Source organism: Micromonospora sp. NPDC049171 (assembly GCF_040648275.1).
Classification (GTDB): Bacteria; Actinomycetota; Actinomycetes; order Mycobacteriales; family Micromonosporaceae; genus Micromonospora.
In genome coordinates this window covers 105,818-122,957 of record NZ_JBEZDJ010000018.1, presented here as the reverse complement: position 1 = coordinate 122,957, position 17,140 = coordinate 105,818, and the positions used below count along the sequence as shown (strand labels likewise).

At 73.2% G+C, this 17,140-nt stretch carries 17 protein-coding genes; 5 read left to right on the top strand and 12 right to left on the bottom strand.

Translation table 11 applies throughout. From position 1 onward, the window contains the following. Positions 1-14: 14 nt before the first annotated feature. The 6 genes from AB0B14_RS22905 to AB0B14_RS22880 form a co-directional block, all read right to left on the bottom strand. Positions 15-800 (bottom strand): ABC transporter permease, encoded by a 786-nt coding sequence (locus AB0B14_RS22905; protein ID WP_357524056.1) that lies wholly within the window; start codon positions 798-800, stop codon positions 15-17. Further along, complete coding sequence (locus AB0B14_RS22900; RefSeq protein WP_357524054.1) at positions 797-1,786, bottom strand: ATP-binding cassette domain-containing protein; 990 nt, start codon at positions 1,784-1,786, stop codon at positions 797-799. The genes AB0B14_RS22905 and AB0B14_RS22900 overlap by 4 nt, the downstream gene beginning before the upstream one ends. 30 nt (positions 1,787-1,816) lie before the next feature. Further along, on the bottom strand, positions 1,817-4,729 hold the full coding sequence (locus AB0B14_RS22895) for a BTAD domain-containing putative transcriptional regulator (RefSeq protein WP_357524052.1): 2,913 nt from the start codon (positions 4,727-4,729) through the stop codon (positions 1,817-1,819). A gap of 69 nt (positions 4,730-4,798) precedes the next feature. Further along, the gene (locus AB0B14_RS22890; protein WP_357524050.1) at positions 4,799-5,320 is read right to left on the bottom strand and encodes a GNAT family N-acetyltransferase; all 522 of its coding nucleotides are present in this window, start codon (positions 5,318-5,320) and stop codon (positions 4,799-4,801) included. Next, positions 5,317-5,607 (bottom strand): DUF1778 domain-containing protein, encoded by a 291-nt coding sequence (locus AB0B14_RS22885; RefSeq protein WP_357524048.1) that lies wholly within the window; start codon positions 5,605-5,607, stop codon positions 5,317-5,319. The genes AB0B14_RS22890 and AB0B14_RS22885 overlap by 4 nt, the downstream gene beginning before the upstream one ends. Before the next feature lie 76 nt (positions 5,608-5,683). Further along, the gene (locus AB0B14_RS22880) at positions 5,684-7,654 is read right to left on the bottom strand and encodes an NAD-binding protein (protein WP_357524046.1); all 1,971 of its coding nucleotides are present in this window, start codon (positions 7,652-7,654) and stop codon (positions 5,684-5,686) included. A 95-nt stretch (positions 7,655-7,749) separates the two neighbouring features. On the opposite strand from AB0B14_RS22880, the gene AB0B14_RS22875 reads away from it, so the two are divergent. The 4 genes from AB0B14_RS22875 (at position 7,750) to AB0B14_RS22860 (ending at position 11,752) form a co-directional block, all read left to right on the top strand. After that, the gene (locus AB0B14_RS22875; RefSeq protein ID WP_357068091.1) at positions 7,750-8,232 is read left to right on the top strand and encodes an MSMEG_6728 family protein; all 483 of its coding nucleotides are present in this window, start codon (positions 7,750-7,752) and stop codon (positions 8,230-8,232) included. A gap of 31 nt (positions 8,233-8,263) precedes the next feature. Further along, complete coding sequence (locus tag AB0B14_RS22870; RefSeq protein WP_357524044.1) at positions 8,264-9,817, top strand: FAD-dependent oxidoreductase; 1,554 nt, start codon at positions 8,264-8,266, stop codon at positions 9,815-9,817. Between the two features lie 67 nt (positions 9,818-9,884). Continuing rightward, positions 9,885-11,096 (top strand): hypothetical protein, encoded by a 1,212-nt coding sequence (locus tag AB0B14_RS22865; RefSeq protein ID WP_357068087.1) that lies wholly within the window; start codon positions 9,885-9,887, stop codon positions 11,094-11,096. Between the two features lie 212 nt (positions 11,097-11,308). Next, entirely contained in the window at positions 11,309-11,752 is a 444-nt protein-coding gene (locus AB0B14_RS22860) for an HNH endonuclease (protein WP_357068085.1), read from the top strand. Positions 11,753-11,822: 70 nt separating this feature from the next. Here AB0B14_RS22860 and AB0B14_RS22855 read toward each other — a convergent pair whose 3' ends face one another. From AB0B14_RS22855 to AB0B14_RS22845, 3 genes are all read right to left on the bottom strand, one after another. After that, positions 11,823-13,409, bottom strand: coding sequence for a protein kinase (locus AB0B14_RS22855; RefSeq protein WP_357068083.1), 1,587 nt, complete (start codon positions 13,407-13,409; stop codon positions 11,823-11,825). 77 nt (positions 13,410-13,486) lie between these two features. Further along, positions 13,487-14,074: a hypothetical protein gene (locus AB0B14_RS22850; protein WP_357524042.1), complete on the bottom strand. Its 588-nt coding sequence runs from the start codon at positions 14,072-14,074 to the stop codon at positions 13,487-13,489. Positions 14,075-14,136: 62 nt separating this feature from the next. Then, positions 14,137-14,904, bottom strand: a complete 768-nt coding sequence (locus AB0B14_RS22845; protein ID WP_357524040.1) for an enoyl-CoA hydratase/isomerase family protein — start codon at positions 14,902-14,904, stop codon at positions 14,137-14,139. Positions 14,905-15,041: 137 nt separating this feature from the next. Here AB0B14_RS22845 and AB0B14_RS22840 point away from each other — a divergent pair, with 137 nt between their 5' ends. Continuing rightward, positions 15,042-15,602 (top strand): hypothetical protein, encoded by a 561-nt coding sequence (locus tag AB0B14_RS22840; protein WP_357524038.1) that lies wholly within the window; start codon positions 15,042-15,044, stop codon positions 15,600-15,602. On the opposite strand, the gene AB0B14_RS22835 is transcribed toward AB0B14_RS22840, so the two are convergent. The 3 genes from AB0B14_RS22835 to AB0B14_RS22825 are packed head-to-tail and all read right to left on the bottom strand — an operon-like array spanning position 15,590 to position 17,140. Next, positions 15,590-16,234: a histidine phosphatase family protein gene (locus AB0B14_RS22835; RefSeq protein WP_357524114.1), complete on the bottom strand. Its 645-nt coding sequence runs from the start codon at positions 16,232-16,234 to the stop codon at positions 15,590-15,592. The two genes, AB0B14_RS22840 and AB0B14_RS22835, sit on opposite strands and share 13 nt — an antisense overlap. A gap of 49 nt (positions 16,235-16,283) precedes the next feature. Continuing rightward, positions 16,284-16,703, bottom strand: a complete 420-nt coding sequence (locus AB0B14_RS22830; RefSeq protein WP_357068073.1) for a VOC family protein — start codon at positions 16,701-16,703, stop codon at positions 16,284-16,286. A 35-nt stretch (positions 16,704-16,738) separates the two neighbouring features. Then, the gene (locus AB0B14_RS22825; protein ID WP_357068071.1) at positions 16,739-17,140 is read right to left on the bottom strand and encodes an AraC family transcriptional regulator; all 402 of its coding nucleotides are present in this window, start codon (positions 17,138-17,140) and stop codon (positions 16,739-16,741) included.

Genomic DNA, 17,140 nt, shown 5'->3' with positions numbered 1-17,140 from the left:
CGGCGCAAGAGGGGTCAGCGGCTCAGCCGCCGGTATCGGCGCACCGCGAGCGGCGCGAACGTCGCGATCAACAGCACCGGCCACACCACCGCCAACAGCATGGCGTGCTCCGCCGGCCAGGAGTCGCCAGCCAGGCCGGGATTGCCGAACAGTTCGCGGATCGCCGCGACGGTGGCCGACAACGGGTTCCACTGCGAGATCGTCCCGATGACCGACGGCATCAGCTCGGGCGACACGAAGACGTTGGAGATCGCGGTGAACGGAAACGCCGCCGGGAAGACGATCACACCGACCGTGTCCGGGTTGCGGACCAGCAGCGCCAGGTAGATCCCGACCCAGGTGATCGCGACCCGGAGCAGCAGGAGGAGCCCGACGGCGAGCAACGCCCTGCCGACACCCTGTCGCCACTGCCACCCGACGAGCAGGCCACAGACCAGCAGGGTGGACATCTCCAGCAGGGCGCGCAGCAGGTCGGCGGCGCTGCGGCCGGTCATCAGGGCGGAGCGGGCCATCGGCATCGACCGGAACCGGTCCACGACACCCCGGCTGAGGTCCAGTGCCACGCCGCTCGCGGTGGCGCCGAGCCCGTACAACATGGTCATCACGAAGACTCCGGGCAGCAGGAACTCCCGGTAGTTGCCCCCACCGGGCACCTGCATGCCGCTGCCGAACACGTACCCGAAGACCAGCACGAACATGATCGGCAGCGAGAAGTAGAGGATCAGCTCCTCGGGAGCGCGGACCACGTGGATCATGTTCCGCCTGGTCATCGTCCAGCCGTCGACCACCGCCGCCGTCATGCCCCGTCCGCCTTTCCGCCGACGCCGACGGGCTCGCGGGCCTCGTCCGGCCGGTGCCCGGTCAGATACAGAAACGCCTCGTCCAGCGTGGCCCGCCGCAGGCCGATGTCCTCGACCGCGATCCCGGCGTCGTCCAACGCCCGCACCACGTCCACCAACCCGGCGACCCGGTCGACCACCGGGACGCTGAGCCGCCGAACCGCACGATCGTGCTCCGGCTCCGCGCCACAGATCGGCGCGACGATGCGGGCAGCCCGGGTCAGGTCGTCGGCGTCGCGTACCACCACCTCGATCCGGTCCCCGCCAGTCATCGCCTTCAACTCGTCCGGCGAGCCCTCGGCCACCACCCGACCGGCGTCGATCACCGAGATCCGGTGGGCCAACTGGTCGGCCTCCTCCAGGTACTGGGTGGTGAGCAGCACCGTGGTCCCCTCCGCGACCAGGTCGCGGACCAGGTCCCACACCTGGTTGCGGCTGCGCGGGTCCAGGCCGGTGGTCGGCTCGTCGAGGAAGAGCACCCGGGGTGTACGGATCAGGCTGGCCGCGAGGTCCAGCCGGCGGCGCATCCCACCCGAATACTCACCTGCCGATCGGCTTGCCGCCTCGGCGAGCCCGAACCGTTCCAGCAGTTCGTCGGCGCGCTGGCGGGCCGCCCGCCGGCCCAGCCGGAACAGCCGGCCGAACAACTCCAGGTTCTGCCGGCCACTCAGGGTCTCGTCGACCGCGGCGTACTGGCCGGTCAACGCGATCCGGGCCCGCACCTCGTCCGGCTGACGCCGCACGTCGAACCCGGCCACGGTGGCCCTGCCGGTGTCGAAGCGCAGCAGCGTGGTGAGAATCCGTACGGCAGTCGTCTTCCCGGCGCCGTTCGGTCCCAGCAGCCCGTACACCGTGCCGGTCGGTACGGTCAGGTCGAACGCGTCCAGCGCGCGGGTCGGGCCGTACCGCTTACCCAGCCCCTCGGCCACCACCTCGTATGTCGTCATGCCGCCAGGGTGCGGTCGGGCGCTGACGGGTCACGCACCGTCCACTGACGGCGGCGCACCGGGCCCGCTCGCGGCCCCGGCCTTCTCCTCCTCGGTGATCTGCTGAAGAAGGAGGATGATCTCCGAGCGCGTCGCCTCGCCGACGTACCAGCCGGTGAGCCCGCCGGCCAACGCCGCTTCGCAGAGCCGCCTCGTCTCGGCGAGATCACCGCTTAGCCGTGCCACCTGGGCGAGGCCGAGTCGGGCGGCGGACACGAACTCGGGCGCCCCACTGCCCTGCGCGAGGAGCAGCGCACCGGCGAAGTCGTCCCGGGCCGCCGTGAGGTCACCGGCACGCAGGCTGATCTCGCCCCGCGTACGTAGCATGTCGGCCTGGTCGACGGCCGAGCCGAGTTCCTCGGCCAACCCCATGGCCTGGTTCATGTGCTCGCCCGCGGCCTCCGGGTCACCCCGCCAGGCGGCCAGTTCGCCGAGCGCACCAAGTGTGATCATGGAACCCCACCGGTCGCCGGTGCTCCGGAAGCCGTCGAGCGCCGTGGAGAACGCGACCCCGGCCCGGTCCGACTGGCCACCCCACATCTGCGCCGAGCCGTGCCCCATCGCGCCGAGCGCGTTGATCCAGGTGTCCGGGCCGACCAGCCGCCGCAGCTCCCGCATCAGCTCTTCGACGTCCTCGGCCCCGCCGGGTGGGGGCCCGGTCGAGATGCCCGACAGATACAGCAGGAACGGTTGCCGAGGGGGCCGGTCGAGGCTGCGGATCACCGAACCCTGCGTGCCGAGCGACGGCAGGTGACCGCCACCGGCGAGCGAGGCGTTGTAGACGCAGAGGGCGAACTCCTCGCCCAACCCGGGCGGCGCCTCGGCACCGAGCACGTCGAGGACGTCGGCGGCCAGCCGAGCCCCTTCCCCACGCATGCCGCGTAACCACCAGTAGAACGACAGGGCGGCGACCAACCCGGCGGCCTCGGGCGCGTCACCCGCCGCGGTGGCACGACGCAGCGCCGCGTGCAGGTTGTCCCGCTCGGCGTCGAGCCGTCGCAACCAGTGCAGTTGCTCCGCTCGGCGCAGGTGGTTGCTGGCGGTCCAGGCGAGTTCCAGAAAGTACGCGGTGTGCGCGCGGCGCAGCCGCTCGGCCTCGCCGGCTTCGGCGAGGCGTTCGGCGCAGAAGGCCCGCACGGTCTCCAGCATCCGGTAACGGCCTCCGGTCAACTCCACGAAGGACTTGTCGACCAGACCGGTCAGCGCGTCGACGAACTCGGCCGAGGGCATCTCGGAGACGCGCCCGGCGGCCTCCAGCGTGGCACCGCCGGCGAAGACGGTCAGCCGTCGGGCCAGTGTCCGCTCGGTCTCGTCGAGCAGGTCCCAACTCCACTCGACCACCGCCCGGAGCGTCCGGTGCCGGGGTGACGCGGCCCGGCTGCTCATCGACAGCAGCCGGAACCGGTCGTCGAGGTGGGCGGCCACCTCGGCGACCGACAGCGCCCGCAGTCGCGCGGCGGCCAGCTCGATCGCCAGCGGCAGACCGTCGAGGGTGCGGCAGATCCGCAGCACCAGCTCGGCGTTGGTCGGTGTGACGCTGAAGTCGGGCGCGACGTCGGCGGCCCGCTGGGCGAACAGGCTGACCGCCGCGTAGTCGTCGGCGTCCAGTGCGGACGCGTCGGGCGGTGGCAGGGTGAGCCCGGACATCGGGCACAACGCCTCGCCGGCCAGCCCGAGCGGTTCGCGACTGGTGGCCAGGACTCGCAGCGCCGGGCACGCGCCGAGCAGCCGCGCGGCCAGCCGGGCCGCGTCGGCGACGACGTGCTCGCAGTTGTCGAGCACGAGCAGCAACCGCCGCTCGGCGAGCGCCTCGACCAGCCGGTCGGTCGGTTGCCGACCCGGCTCGGCCGGGGCCCGCAGGCCCGCGTCGCGCAGACCCCCTCCCCGCAGGCCCGCGTCGCGCAGGCCGAGGGCGCTCAGCACCGCCTGCGGTACGTCCGAACCGTGGGCCAGCCCGGCCAGCTCGACGAAGCGGACCTCGCCGTCCGAACGGCCCGCCGCCTCGATCGCCAACCGGGTCTTCCCCGCTCCCCCGGGGCCGGTGAGGGTGACAAGCCTGCGCTCGCCGAGCAGCTCCCCGACGCGCTTGAGCTCCTCCTCCCGCCCGACGAACGTGGTGAGTTGGCTCGGCAGCGCCGCTTCGGCCGCCGCGCGTTCGGCCGGGCGGTCCGCACCACGCAGCACCGCCAGGTGGATCGCGGCCAGCTCCGGCGACGGGCCGACGCCGAGTTCCTCGGCCAGCGTGCGGCGGGCCGCCTCGAATTCGGCAAGCGCCTCGGCCGGCCGGCCCAGTGCGGACAGCGCACGCATGAGCTGGCCCCGCGACCGCTCCCGCAACGGGTGCGCGACGACCAACTCCCGCAACTCCGGGACCAGCGCGGCGGACGCGCCCACCGCCAGGTCCGCCTCGATCCGATCGTCGACGGCGGCCAGCCGCAGCTCGTCCAGCCGGGCGGCCTGCGCGGGTGCGCCGGCCACGTCGACGACGTCGGCCAGGGCGGGACCCCGCCACAACTCCAACGCCGCCCGCAACTCGGCCGCCGCGCGGGCCCAGTCACCGCCGGCGAGCGCCCGGCGCCCCGCCTCGGCGAGCCGTTCGAACCGGTACGCGTCGATGTCGGCGGGATCCACGGCGAGCCGATAGCCGGTCGGATGGAACTCGACCGGGGCGTGCTCGGCGGGCACGGCCTGACGCAGGCGCGACACCTGGGACTGGAGTGCGTTGGCGGCACCCCGGGGCGGGTGCTCGCCGTACAGGTTGTCGATCAGCCGCTCGGCGGGGACCACCCGGCCCGCGTCGAGCAGGAGCAGCGCCAGTAGTGCGCGCAGCCGCGGACCGCCGACGGGAATCTCGCGCCCGTCGGCCAGCACCACCTGGGTCGACCCCAGGATGCGAAAACGCATGGCACCGATTGTCGCGCAACGCCGGCCAGTTCCCGCTTACCGATCCGCCGATCCTGCTGATCAGGAGGATCAGCCGCTGAGCGCGCGGCGGAGATCCTTCATCAGCAGCAACAGGTGCATGGGGTCGGTGGGGCTCGCCTCGAACTTCGCCAGTCGCTGGTAGAAATCCCGGGCGGCTTCGGTTTCGCAGTGGATGAGCACCGCCCGCACGCCGATGACCTCGCCGGCGGCCGCGATCCGCCGCAGGGCATCGACCACCAGCGCCCGACCCAGCCCGACGCCCTGGGCGCCGCGGTCGACCCCGAGCCGGGTCAGGATCACCACCGGTTGGTGGTAACGGCCGGCACCCTGCCGCAGCCGGGGCGACGCGTCGGCGGGGGCGACGCTCCCGGCAGCCAGGGCGTAGTAGCCAGCCACCCGCTGGTCGGGGTGCTCGTTGTCCCGCACCACGTACACCCGCGACAGGCCCGCACGATGGGCCTGCAGGGCATGCTCGACCAGCCACACCGACTGGGCGCGGGAGCCACAGTCGAACCCCGTCACCGCGATCTCGGCCGACAGCGGCTCGACCGCCATGAAGCGGGAACTCACCGGGGCCCACCATCAGTCGGCGGGTCGAGCACCGTCGGACCGGTCAGCAGCTCCCGCAACCCGGCGACGTCCTGCGCCGGCCCCTGCAACGCCTCGTCGAAGACTCGCCAGGCGTCCTCGTCCAGCAGGAACGCCCGTCGGTCGGCGAGCACATCCGCCGCTGCCTCGGTCGCCGCCCTCAACACGAACGTCGAGACGCTGTCCCCAGCGGCTTGACTCGCCGCCTCCAACAACGCCTTCTGCTGCTCATCCACCCGTAGGTGTAGCCGTTCCGCCTTCGCACTCACACCCCGAGTGTACGCACAACGTACGCCACCGCAAGGTAGATCGCTTGGTGGTGACTGGTGGGCGCCGAAGGCGGCGTCAGCTCACCTCGCCGGCCCCGTCCTGCCGGCGAGTCAGCTCGAATTCGTCCGCTGGGCGGTCGGTAGACGTCGAGGGAGCACCTCCGCCGGGAGAAACGGGATGTGCCACGCCGACCTCCGAGTCTGTCGGGCCCAGCCCGGCGGGGGTTGCCGCGGCGGGGATGTGCACCCCGCCGTGGACCGCACCGGCCGGCCGAGGGATCGGGCCCGGGCGGGCCGGCGGGGCGCACTGGTGCGTCAGCCAGTCCAGGCCGCGCCGACGGGCGACCACCGTCAACCGGTCGCCCGCGAAGATCACCTGCCGGGGGTCGAGGTCCTTCCACCAGATCGTCCTGGTGCCGCCCGCCGGGGTCCGGGCGATGAGCCGGACCTGCCCGTCCCGGTTGACCACGTCCAACGGTCGGCCGTCCAACTCGGAGCCGGCGGCGACCGGCACCTCGGCGACCGGCAGCGCGTGCCGGTCGACCGGGATCGTGGTGATCACCGCTCGTTCGGTGAGCGCCCCGATGAAGGCCGGCGCGGCCAGGTAGGAGACCGACCGGGACACCCCGAGGGCGAAGGTCTCCTCGACCCGTTCGGCGAAGTCACCATCGAAGAGTCGGAGCACCACCCGCAGGTCGTCGCGGAGATCCCGAGCGGCGAGCGCCGCCTCCAGGTTGGCCACGTCGTCGGTGGACGCCACCACCAGCGCCTGACAGTCGGCCACCGACGCGGCGACAAGCGTCTCCGGCAGTGCGGCGTCACCGACGATCAGCGGCACCTCCAGTTGACGGGCCAGGGCACCGCCGCGCGGCTCCGGATCCTTGTCGATCGCCACCACCTCGACGTCGTACTCGCGGAGCTGCGCCATCACACGGGTGCCGACGTTGCCCAGGCCGATCAGCACGACGTGCCCGGCCCGCGCGGGCTGCAACCGGCCGGTGTGCAGGGCCAGTCGGGCGTTGACGATGCCGTCCACCACGGCGGCGGTGATCAGCGGGATCAGCGCCAACCCGGCCAGGTTGAGCACCACCTGCATGATCTGCGCGCCGGCCGACTTGGTGGTGTCCGGGTCGGCGCCGCTGAGCGTGGTGACCAGGGTCAGGTACAGGGCTTCCAGTGGGGAGGCTTCCTCGGTGCGGGAGATCAGCGCCCCCAGCACCGCGATCACCGCGAGCACCAGCATCACCGCGACACCGATCTTGCGGGTGGCGAAGCCGCGCAGCGCTCCGAGCAGCACCGTGACCGGGCGGCGTCGCCGGCGGGCCCGGACCAGCCGACGGGCGGCGACCTCGGTGCCCGGCGGCTGACCGGTCGCCTCGGCGAGCACCAGGTCGGCACCAGCCTGGTCGGCCGGCAGCAGCTCCACCCCCTGCGCCTCGGTGAGGTGGGCCAGGGCGCAGACCACGTCCTGCGGGCGGACGTCGGCCCGCCGCGCCACCCGGAGCGTCTTGTCCCGATGTTGGAAGGAGCTGGGGTCGACCTCGCCGAGGGCGGCGGCCACGAAGGCCGGCGCGGCCATCTCGGCGTCGGAGAGCACCTCGACCGGCGCCTTGATCAGTTTGCGTACGCCGTCGGCGAGGGTGCCGTTGAACATCCGCAGCACCTGACGGACCTGCTGGTCCACGGCCTGCGCGCAGAGCGCGGCGTGCAGGTTGCCGACGTCGTCCTGGTGCAGCAGGGCCAACCCGGTCGCCCCGGCCACGCCGGCGGCCTCGAAGGTGGCCACGTCCAGCCGATCCGAGCGGATCACCCGAACACCGCGCAACCCCGCCACGTCCGGGCCGTTGCTGCGGTAGCGCTCCGGCACCACGACCGTCACCCGGGCCCCGCCCGCCGGCAGCTCGGATTCGAGCATCGCCCGGGCCACGTAGTAGGCGAGCGCGTCCTTCCCGCAGATCACGTAGTGCGGGCGCGGATCACCGACGGACCGCAGCCGCCAGTTCCACTCGACCGCCCGTCGCGCCCGGTCCCGCCACGGCTCCGCCATGCCCGGATCGTAATCAGCACGGCCACGGTGGGCGACCCCGTCCGGATCATCCCGCGACCAGGCATGCCGGTCCCCGCGACGGGTAGTGCAGCCGCATGCAGACGTTCCTCCCGTACCCGGACTTCCTGGCCAGCGCCCGCACGCTGGACCAGAAGCGGCTGGGCAAGCAGCGGGTGGAGGCCATCCAGGTGCTGCGTGGGCTCACCCGACCCGGGTACGGGTGGCGCAACCACCCGGCGGTGCAGATGTGGGCCGGGTACGAGGAGGCGTTGACCCGCTACGGGCTGGACATGTGCGCGGTGTGGACCGAGCCGGGGCGGGCCGACACCTGCGCCACCACGATGACCGTCGACCTGGCCGCGGCCTGCGGGGCCGGCGTCGTACGGACCCAGGACGAGCTGGCCCGGGTGGGCGAGCTGCCACCGTGGCTGGGCCGCGACGACCTGCACCTGAGCCACCGCTCGTCGCTGGTCCGCAAGGACCCCGCGCACTACCGGCCCCTCTTCGGCGACGACGTCCCAGCGGATCTGGAGTACGTCTGGCCCGCCTCCGACCGCGCGCGCCGCTGCCTTCCGTAGGGGAGACTGGGCCGGAGAGAGGTAGGTGTCCATGGCGCTGTCGCAGGTGGTGGGCCGGCTCATCGGCGTACGGCAGCATCTGGTGGACCCGGGCGGCGGCGGCGCGGACCGCGTGCCGCGACCGACCTCGGCGCTTGTGGTGGGTGGCGGCATCGCCGGCATGTCGGCGGCGGTGGTGCTCGCCGAGCGGGGCATCGCGGTCACCGTGCTGGAGGCCGCGCCGACGCTCGGCGGTCGACTGGGCGCCTGGCCGGAGGCGCTTGCCGACGGCACCCAGCAGACCGAGCATGGTTTCCACGCGTTCTTCCGGCAGTACTACAACTGGCGGTCCATCCTCCGCCGCATCGACCCCGACCTGGGTTTCCTCAAGCCCATTCCGGGTTACCCGATCCTCAGTGCCCAGTGGCCGACCGAGGAGTTCGGCAGGCTGCCACCCGCACCACCGGCGAACCTGCTCGCGCTGCTGTTGCGCAGCCCCAGCCTGCGCCTGGCCGACCTGCGGGTGATGGACCGCGACGCCGCGCTGCCGCTGCTCACCTACGACCCGGTCCGCACCTACGCCGAGTTGGACGACACCACCGCCGACGAGCTGTTGGCGTCGCTGGGGTTGCCGGACCGGGCGCGGGCGATGCTGTTCGAGGTCTTCTCGCACTCGTTCTTCAACCACGAGGCGGAGATGTCGGCCGCCGAGATGGTCGCCCAGTTCCACTTCTACCTGCTCGGCAACCCGGAGGGGCTGGCGTTCGACTGCCCGGACGAGGACTACGCCACGGCGATCTGGGAGCCACTGAGCCGGCACGTGGAGAAGCACGGCGGCCGGGTGCTCACCGGCTGCGCCGCGACCGGGGTGCACCGGGACGCCGACGGCTGGCTGGTGACGACCACCGACGGCGGCAGCCACCCGGCGGCCCACGTGGTGCTGGCCGTCGACCCGCCGGCACTCGCCGCGCTCGTCGCGGCCTCCCCCGACCTGGTCGAGCGGGCACCGGAGCTGGCGGCCCGGATGCCCGCCTTCGGCCGGCCCGGCCCGCCGTACGCGGTGGCCCGGTACTGGTGTGCCGGGGACGTGGCCGCCGAGCGGGCGGTGTTCAGCGGCGTGTCCCGCCAGCCCACGCTGGACTCGGTGACGCTCTACCACCGGCTGGAGAACGAGTCTCGGCGGTGGGCGCGGCAGGCCGGCGGGTCGGTCATCGAGCTGCACGCGTACGCCTGCGAGCCGGGGGTGCCGGCCGAGGAGTTGGCCGAGCGGATGCGCCGCGAGCTTGTCGCGCTCTGGCCGGAGGCCGGCGACCTGCGGGTTCGCGAGCTGCGGGCCCGGGTGGAGGCGCAGGCGCCGGCGTTCACGCCGGGCAGCCACGCCTGGCGACCGGGGGTACGCACCGACGCGTCCGGCCTCTACCTGGCCGGCGACGGTATCGCCACGGACTTCCCGAGCGCGCTGATGGAACGCTCCGCGGCGACGGGCATCATCGCCGCGAACCACATCCTGCGCGCCGAGGGCGGCGCGGCGGAGCCGGTGCGCTCGGTCCGGCCCCGGGGGCTGCTGGCCGGTCGCCGCACCCCAAACCGACAAAACACAACATAAGCAACGGTACGCTGCCGTACGCTTGGTTGATCAACCGTCGATCGACCGGGCGGGAGGGCAGCGGGGGATGTCACCACTGCACCGCGCCGGCGCGGAGAACCGCCCACCGACCAGCGAGATCGGCCACGACGACGCGTACCCACTGATCCGCGACGAACGGGCCTGCATCGTCACCGCACTGCGCCTGGGCTGGTGGATGGCCGACGCCTACCACCACGGGCAGCACGCGGAACTCGCCGTACCCGCCAAGGCCCGTCCATCCGTACCGCCGGCCAAGCTCTCCAACCTCACCGAGATGTCCCCCCACCGGCGCATGCGCATGTACCTCGACGGGGTGGACGTCGCACTGGCCCAGATCGCCGAACTCACCAGGCACACCGGGCCGGTGCCCGACACGTCGGCCGCCCGGGCCCTGCTACCCGCCCTGGGCCCGCCCGACCCCGCCGATCCGGTGCCGCTGCTGCTCGCCCTGGACGACCTCAACGTCGAGGTGCTGCGCTGGGCGATGGCCACCAACCACCGGGTCGGGCTGGCCTACCGGTTGGGTCGATCAGTGGCCGACACCGTCCGGGCCGGCGACGCCGCCCAGTTGCTGCGGCAGTTCGGCGGTCGGCAGATCCAGATCAGCCGCTGGCTGGACGAGTTGGCCAGCGTGCTGCCGCCGTACTCGGCCGCGGTGGTGCGCCGGTCGCTGGCCGCCTGGGCGACGGCGGTGGACCGGGCCGGCCACGGTGACCCGGCCGAGCCGGCGCCCGCCGAGCTGAGCCGGGCCCTGCGGGGCCAGGGTGACCTGTGGCGGGACGTGCTCACCGGCGGCCTGCACCCCCGCGACCTGCTCGACGAGGAGGACTACGCGGTGATCGCCCGCAACCTGATCATCCGGGATCGACGGTTGGTGGCGCAGGCGGCGCGGGGCATCTTCTGGCCCGTCCTCGTACCCCTGCTGTTGGTGCTCTTCGCGGTGGTCGGCGTGAGCGCCGCCGCGGCCGCCGGCTCACCGACCACCCGGGCCACCGTGGCCCTGGTGGGTCTCGGTGCCGGGCTTGCCGCGATCTGGCGGTCGGTCTCCGGGCCGGCGCTGGCCGTCGCCGGCGAGGTCAACCGGCCCCTGCTGGACAGCGAACTCACCGCGCGCATGGCCCTGCGGCTGAACCGGCCGCTGACCACCGCCCGGCGCTCGGTGGTCGTCGCCCCCCGGACCCGCCGTCAGCGCCGTCCGGAGGAGCCGGGCGACCGATCGAAATACGTTGCCCGGCTGTCCCACCCCGACCTACCGTGAGCGGGCAAGGTCAACCACCGCCGCGGGAGCAGAACATGACGATGTCGCACGTCACCACCGTGCCGTCGACGCTGCCCGGCGACGGTTGCCGAGCGGAAGGTCCCCGGGCGGGCCGGCCCGACTGACGCGTCCCCGTACGCGCCGAGCCGCCCCGTCCACCAGCCGGACCGGGCGGCTCTTCGCTGTCCGTCACCATCGTGAAAGGAGTCCCGGTGGACGCCGTCCTCGTCGTCAACGCCGACCTCGGCCCGCTGCACCGGGTCACCGTCCAACACGCCGTGCGGATGCTCTGCCGCCGGGTCGCCGAGATCCACGAGGCCGAGCCGGACCAGGTGATCGGGGTCTTCCCGATGCCCCGGGTGGTGCGGCTGGTCCGCTACGTGGTCACCCGGTGGAGGTTCAACTCCGGGCCGGCCTGGTCCCGCTCCGGGGTGCTGCGCCGCGACGACAGGTGCTGCGCGTACTGCGGTGGCCCGGCCTCCACCATCGACCACATCCTGCCCCGCTCGCGCGGCGGCCGGAACACCTGGCGGAACACCACCGCCGCCTGCTACGGCTGCAACCAGCGCAAGGGTGACCGGACACCGGCGGAGGCGGGCATGCCGCTGCGCCGGGAGCCGGTGAACCCGGGCTGGGGGTCGCTGGCCGGGCGGTGACGGACCGGCCGACGGGAACGGGGGGCCGCGTTCCGGGCACGTACCGGGGCGCGGCACCCGTCGGCCCCGGTCAGACGGCGCGTTCCTTCACCTGCGGGTTCGGACGGCCGTTGGGGCAGTTCACCCGGATCTCGCTGCGGTGCTCGGTGGAGGTCAACTCGACCCGGATCTGCTTCGCCGGGCCCGGGTCGTACGCCTCCGCCCGAAACCCGGGCGCGGGTGCCACCGCGAGCACCTCGGCGGAGTTACCCACGCAGCGGACGGTGATCGTCCCCCCTTGCGCCGGCACGGGCACGTCCGCGGAAAGGGTGGGCGTCGGCGCGGTCTGGCCGAGCGTGGTCGGCGTCGGGCCGGGCGCGGTGGCGGTCGGGGCCGCTGTCGGGGCCGGGGTCGCCGTCGGGCCCGGACCGGCCGGGGGGCCGGTCCGGGCAGCGGGCGCGGTCTCCTGGGCCGGCGGGACCGCGGACGGCCCGGTCGTGATCTCGTCGGCCGGCTCCACGGCGCCCGGCATCCCCACGGCGGTGGTGCCCGGGCCCCGGCCGGTCGGGGGAGGAGTCTCCCCCGGTCGACGATTGCCGAAGTCGCCGAGCGACCCGGCGATCGTGATCGCGGTGAGCACCGCGCCGCCGACCGCCAGGATGGCCAGACGCCGACGCCGACGCCACGACAGGCGTCTCGTCGGCCCGGCCGAGTCGGCGGTCGCGGTGTCGGTCGGCTCGGCTGAGCCGGCCTCCGGTGCCGCAGTGACGCCCGTTCTCTCTGAGCCTGCTCCCGGTGCCGCGGTGACGCCCGTATCCTCTGAGCCTGCTCCCGGTGCCGCGGTGGCGTCCGTTTCCTCGGACGTGGCTCCGTTCATGGCGGTGAGCAGGATGCGGGCCGCTTCGGTGGCCGGTGGCCGGTCGGCGGGGTCGCGGGCCAGACACCAGCGGTAGAGCCGGTGGACCTCGGGCGGCACGCCGTCGATCTCCGGCAGCGGGTCCGGCTCGACGTGCGTGTGCGCGCGGAGCATCCCGGTCTGCGTCTCGGCCGACCACGGCAGCCGACCGGTGAGCACCCGGTGCAGCAGCAGGCCCAGGGCGTACACGTCGCAGGCCGGCAGCACCTCGCCGGCCTCCAGTCGCTCCGGGGCGAGATAGGCCGGAGTGCCCAGCAGTCGCCCCTCGAAGTCGATCTCCGACTCGCCGGCGACGGCCGCGATGCCGAAGTCGAGCACCTTCGCGCCGGTCGGCGTGAGCATCACGTTGCTCGGCTTAATGTCGCGGTGCACCAACCCCTGTGCGTGCGCGGCCGTGAGAGCGGAGGCCACCTCGGCGCAGACCCGTAAGCCGGCACGCGGCGGCAACGGCCCGGTCGTCAGCCGTTGTTCGAGAGTGAGACCGCCGAGCAACTCCATCACCACGAACGGGACCGGGGAACCGTCCAACGGCGACTCACCATAGTCGTACACGCCTGTGACGTGCGGATGCGACAGTCGGGCAGCCGCCTTGGCCTCGGCGCGGATCCGCCGCCGAGCGGAGGTGTCCGAGGCGACGAGCACCTTCACCGCGACATCCCGTTCGAGCACCTCGTCGTACGCGCGGTGCACCACCGACATGCCGCCACTGCCGAGGCGCTCCAGGAGCCGATAGCGGCCCGCAAGCAACTGATCACGCTGCACGACGGACAGCCTGCCGTACCGGCCGGCAGCGGGCCACCCCGGATCGAGGTGTCGCGATGAGTGGTATCGAAGTGCGACTAACGGTCGCGGAAGTCCGGGTGGTTACCGAGAAATGCCTCGCCCCGGCGGGCGTTGCGGAGGATCGACACGATCAGCACCACCCAGAACGCCAGCAGCAACCCGCCGGTCACCGCGTGGAACGGCGCGTACCCCACGAAGACCTGACCGACGCTCGTCATCAGCAGCCCCGAGCACAGCACCGCGAGATAGCGTTGCTTGACGAACTGTTCGGCGGTCTCCACGAGCAGAGCCCGGTCTTCGTCGACCTCGGGTGCGTCGCGTCGAACCTGCCGATCCAGCCGACGACGGTGCGACCAGCCGAGGCCGAGCAGGGGCGACTGTCGTCCCGACCGATAGCGGCCGGTGCCGACGATCCAGACGGCTGCGGCCACCTCGATGACGACTCCGGCAAGCACCAGGACGAGCCCGAGTCTGCTGACCCAGCGCGGCGGGTCACCGTCGAAGAAGCCGGTGTTCTGGCCACCCATCGCCACACCGACCGCGATTGCGCCGACCACGGCGGCCAGCAGCACCAGGAGCACGATCAGACGGAGCCGATGCTGGCCTCGCTCGGTCCGGTCCGGATTCGTCGCTGCCGCGTCCATAGTGGTCCCCCGATCACCGCGTGCAGCGGGAACTACCCATCGACCGCGACCGCGCAAACCGATCAGTCGTCGGTCGGTGGCCGCCAGGCGAAGCGGGGCGTACGCCGCTCGGCCATCGCCGCGACCCCCTCCCGGGCCTCGCCGGTGCTCGACACCTTCCGGTGCCACCAGGCGATCCGCGCCGGCCCGGCCCGGTCGTCGACGATCTCCTTCGCGGCGGCGACGCTCAGCGGCGACCGCTGGGCGATCGTCGCGGTCAGCTCGTCCAGCCGCGCGGCGAGCCGGTCGCCCGGCAGCACCTCGTCGACCAGGCCGATCCGCAGGGCGCGCTCGGCGTCGATCAGCTCGGCGGTGAACAGCAGGTGCTTGGCGGCGGACGGGCCGACCAGCCCGGCCAGCCGGCGGGTGGTCGGCGCCGGATAGACCAGCCCGAGCCGGGCCGGCGGTACGCCGAAACGGGCGTCGTCCGCGGCGATCCGCAGGTCGCAGGCGACCGCGAGCTGGGCCCCGCCGCCGACGCAGGCACCCCGGATGGCGGCGATCGTCGGCTTGGCGAAGCGGGCCAGCCGTTCCTCGGCGGCCACCGCGATGCTGCTGTCACCGGCGTCCAACAGCTCGGCCAGGTCACCCAGGTCCGCACCCGCGCAGAACGCGTCGCCCGCGCCGGTGAGCACCAACGCCCGGACGTCCGGGTCGGGTTCCAGCCGGTCGAGCAGCTCGGGGAGCTGCCGCCACATGGTGGCGGTCATCGCGTTGCGCCGGGCCGGGTTGTGGATCACCACCGTCGCGACCGGTCCGGTCACCTCGACTGTCAACTCCGCGTCCGACACGTCCGCCCCTCCCCCGTCCCCCCCGCGACGGCGCACGCCGCCGCGGGGGACCCTGACGGCCAAGATTGCCAGAAACGGCGCGCACTGCCGCCGGCCGGGTGGGGGAACCAACGCTCGGGGTGGCGCGTCCGACGGAGATGAGACCCGCATCGACGACCGCCGTCACGATCGCGCTCCTGACCGCCGTCCTGACCGGTTGCACCGGCGTCGACCGAGCCCCCACCCCGCTCCCGCCCCCGGTCACCACCGCTGCCGGCCCGACCGTCGTCGCCACCCCGCCGACCGGCACCGCCACCCCGCCGCCGACCGTCGTCGCCACCGTCGGCCCCGGGACCGGTGGCGCGCCGACTCGGGTGATCTTGCGCACCTCCGGCGGCTTCGCCGGCCGTGGTGACGCCGTGACCGTCGAGCCGGACGGTCAGTGGACCGCGGTGGACCGGGTCGGCAGTCGGCGTACCGGCCGACTCATCCCCGCCGACCTGGGCCGCCTGACCGGGCTCGCCGCCGACCCCCGGCTGGCCGCCGAGGCGCGGCAACCGACCCGCTCGACAGTCTGCGCGGACGCGTTCGACTACCGGCTCACAGTGGGCGGCACCGAGACCGGGTACGTCGACTGCCCGGCCGACGCTCCCCCGCCGCCGGCCACCCAGGCGCTGGTCAAACTGCTGCTGCGCACCACCGGCGCTCAGACCAGGTAGTCCGCGGGCAGGCCGGTGCCCCGCAACTCGGGCGGAAGGTGCGCCACGTCGTTGACGGCGACCAGATTCGGCGGGCCGGCCGGGCTGTACCGGATCACGGTCAACCCCGCGTTGTGCAGGTTCAGGCCCAGCCAGCGCCGCTCCGGCGCGTCGAGGGCGTGCCGCACCAGCCAGGCGATCAGGAAGGTGTGCGTCACGACCAACTCGCGCACCGGCTCGTCGCCGATGGCTGCCTCGCCGGCCGGCCCGGCGAACCGGCGCACCGCCGCCGCCGTCACCCGCGGCCCGTCGACCCGCTCGGCCGCCGTGAACTGGGCCAGGAACTTTGCGTACGCCGGGGGCAGGTCGGCCGGGTCCGTGTCGTGCGGGAGGTGGTCACCGGCCAACTCCGTCGCGTACACCGGAACGTCGGGCAGCGACGTGGCGACCAGCTCGGCGGTCTGCGCGGCCCGGCGCAGCGGCCCGTGGTGGACGGCGGCGAACCGACGGCCCCGCAGGCGTTCGCCGAGCAGGACGGCCTGCCGCCGACCGCGCTCGGTGAGGCCGGTGTCCGGTTCCCCGGCGTCCGGCTCCCCCGGCTCGGTCAGATCCTGCTCGGCGTGGCGGGTCAGGTACAGCACGCGGGTCACCATGCCCATCGCAACACAGCGGACGAGATGGTCTCGACCCGCGTCCGCTCGGCTAGTGCCGCGGGAACATCTGGCCGATGCGGATCCGGTTGCCGAACGGGTCCCGGATGCCGAAGTCGATCCCGTACGGGCGCTCGGTCGGCTCGTCGGTGATCTCGACGCCCTTCGCCACCAGGTCCTCGTGCGTCTTACGGGCGTCGTCGGTGGTCATGAAGAGGTACCCACCGAGCGCGCCCTTGGTGAGCAGCTCGCGGACCTGCTCGGCGGTGGCCGGGTCCAGTGCCGGCGGGCCCGGCTTCTCCAGCAGGATCTCCCGCTCCGGGTCGCCGGGCAGGTTCACCGTCAGCCACCGCATGAAGCCGAGATCCTGGTCGGTGTTGACCTCCATGCCGAGCTTGTGCACGTAGAAGTCGAGCGCTTCGTCCTGGTCGAGGACGTAGATCTGGGAGCGGCTGATCGCGTTCATCGTCATGCCCATGACGTTAGAGGTCGACCGTGACCTGCTGCTTATCCAAAACTGCTGGGTCGGGTCCAGGCTTTGGCGAAGCACGACGGCACGTCGACAGGTGCGACGCGTTGACGCCGGAAGTCCGAGGGTGACGTGCCGACGATCTGCCGGAACGTCCGGCTGAACGTACCCAGGCTGCTGAACCCCACGGCGTAGCAGATGTCGGTGACGTCCCGGTCGGTCTCCACCAGCAACGCCATCGCCCGCTCCACCCGCCGACGTTGCAGGTAGCGGTGCGGGGTCTCGCCGAACGTGGCCCGGAAGGTACGGATGAAGTGCGCCTCGGAGACGTGCGCGATCCGGGCCAGCGCGGGGATGTCCAGAGCCTCGGCGTACGCCCGGTCCATCGCGTCCCGCGCACGCAGCATCGCCCGGTTCGACTCCTCCACCGCGCGACTCAT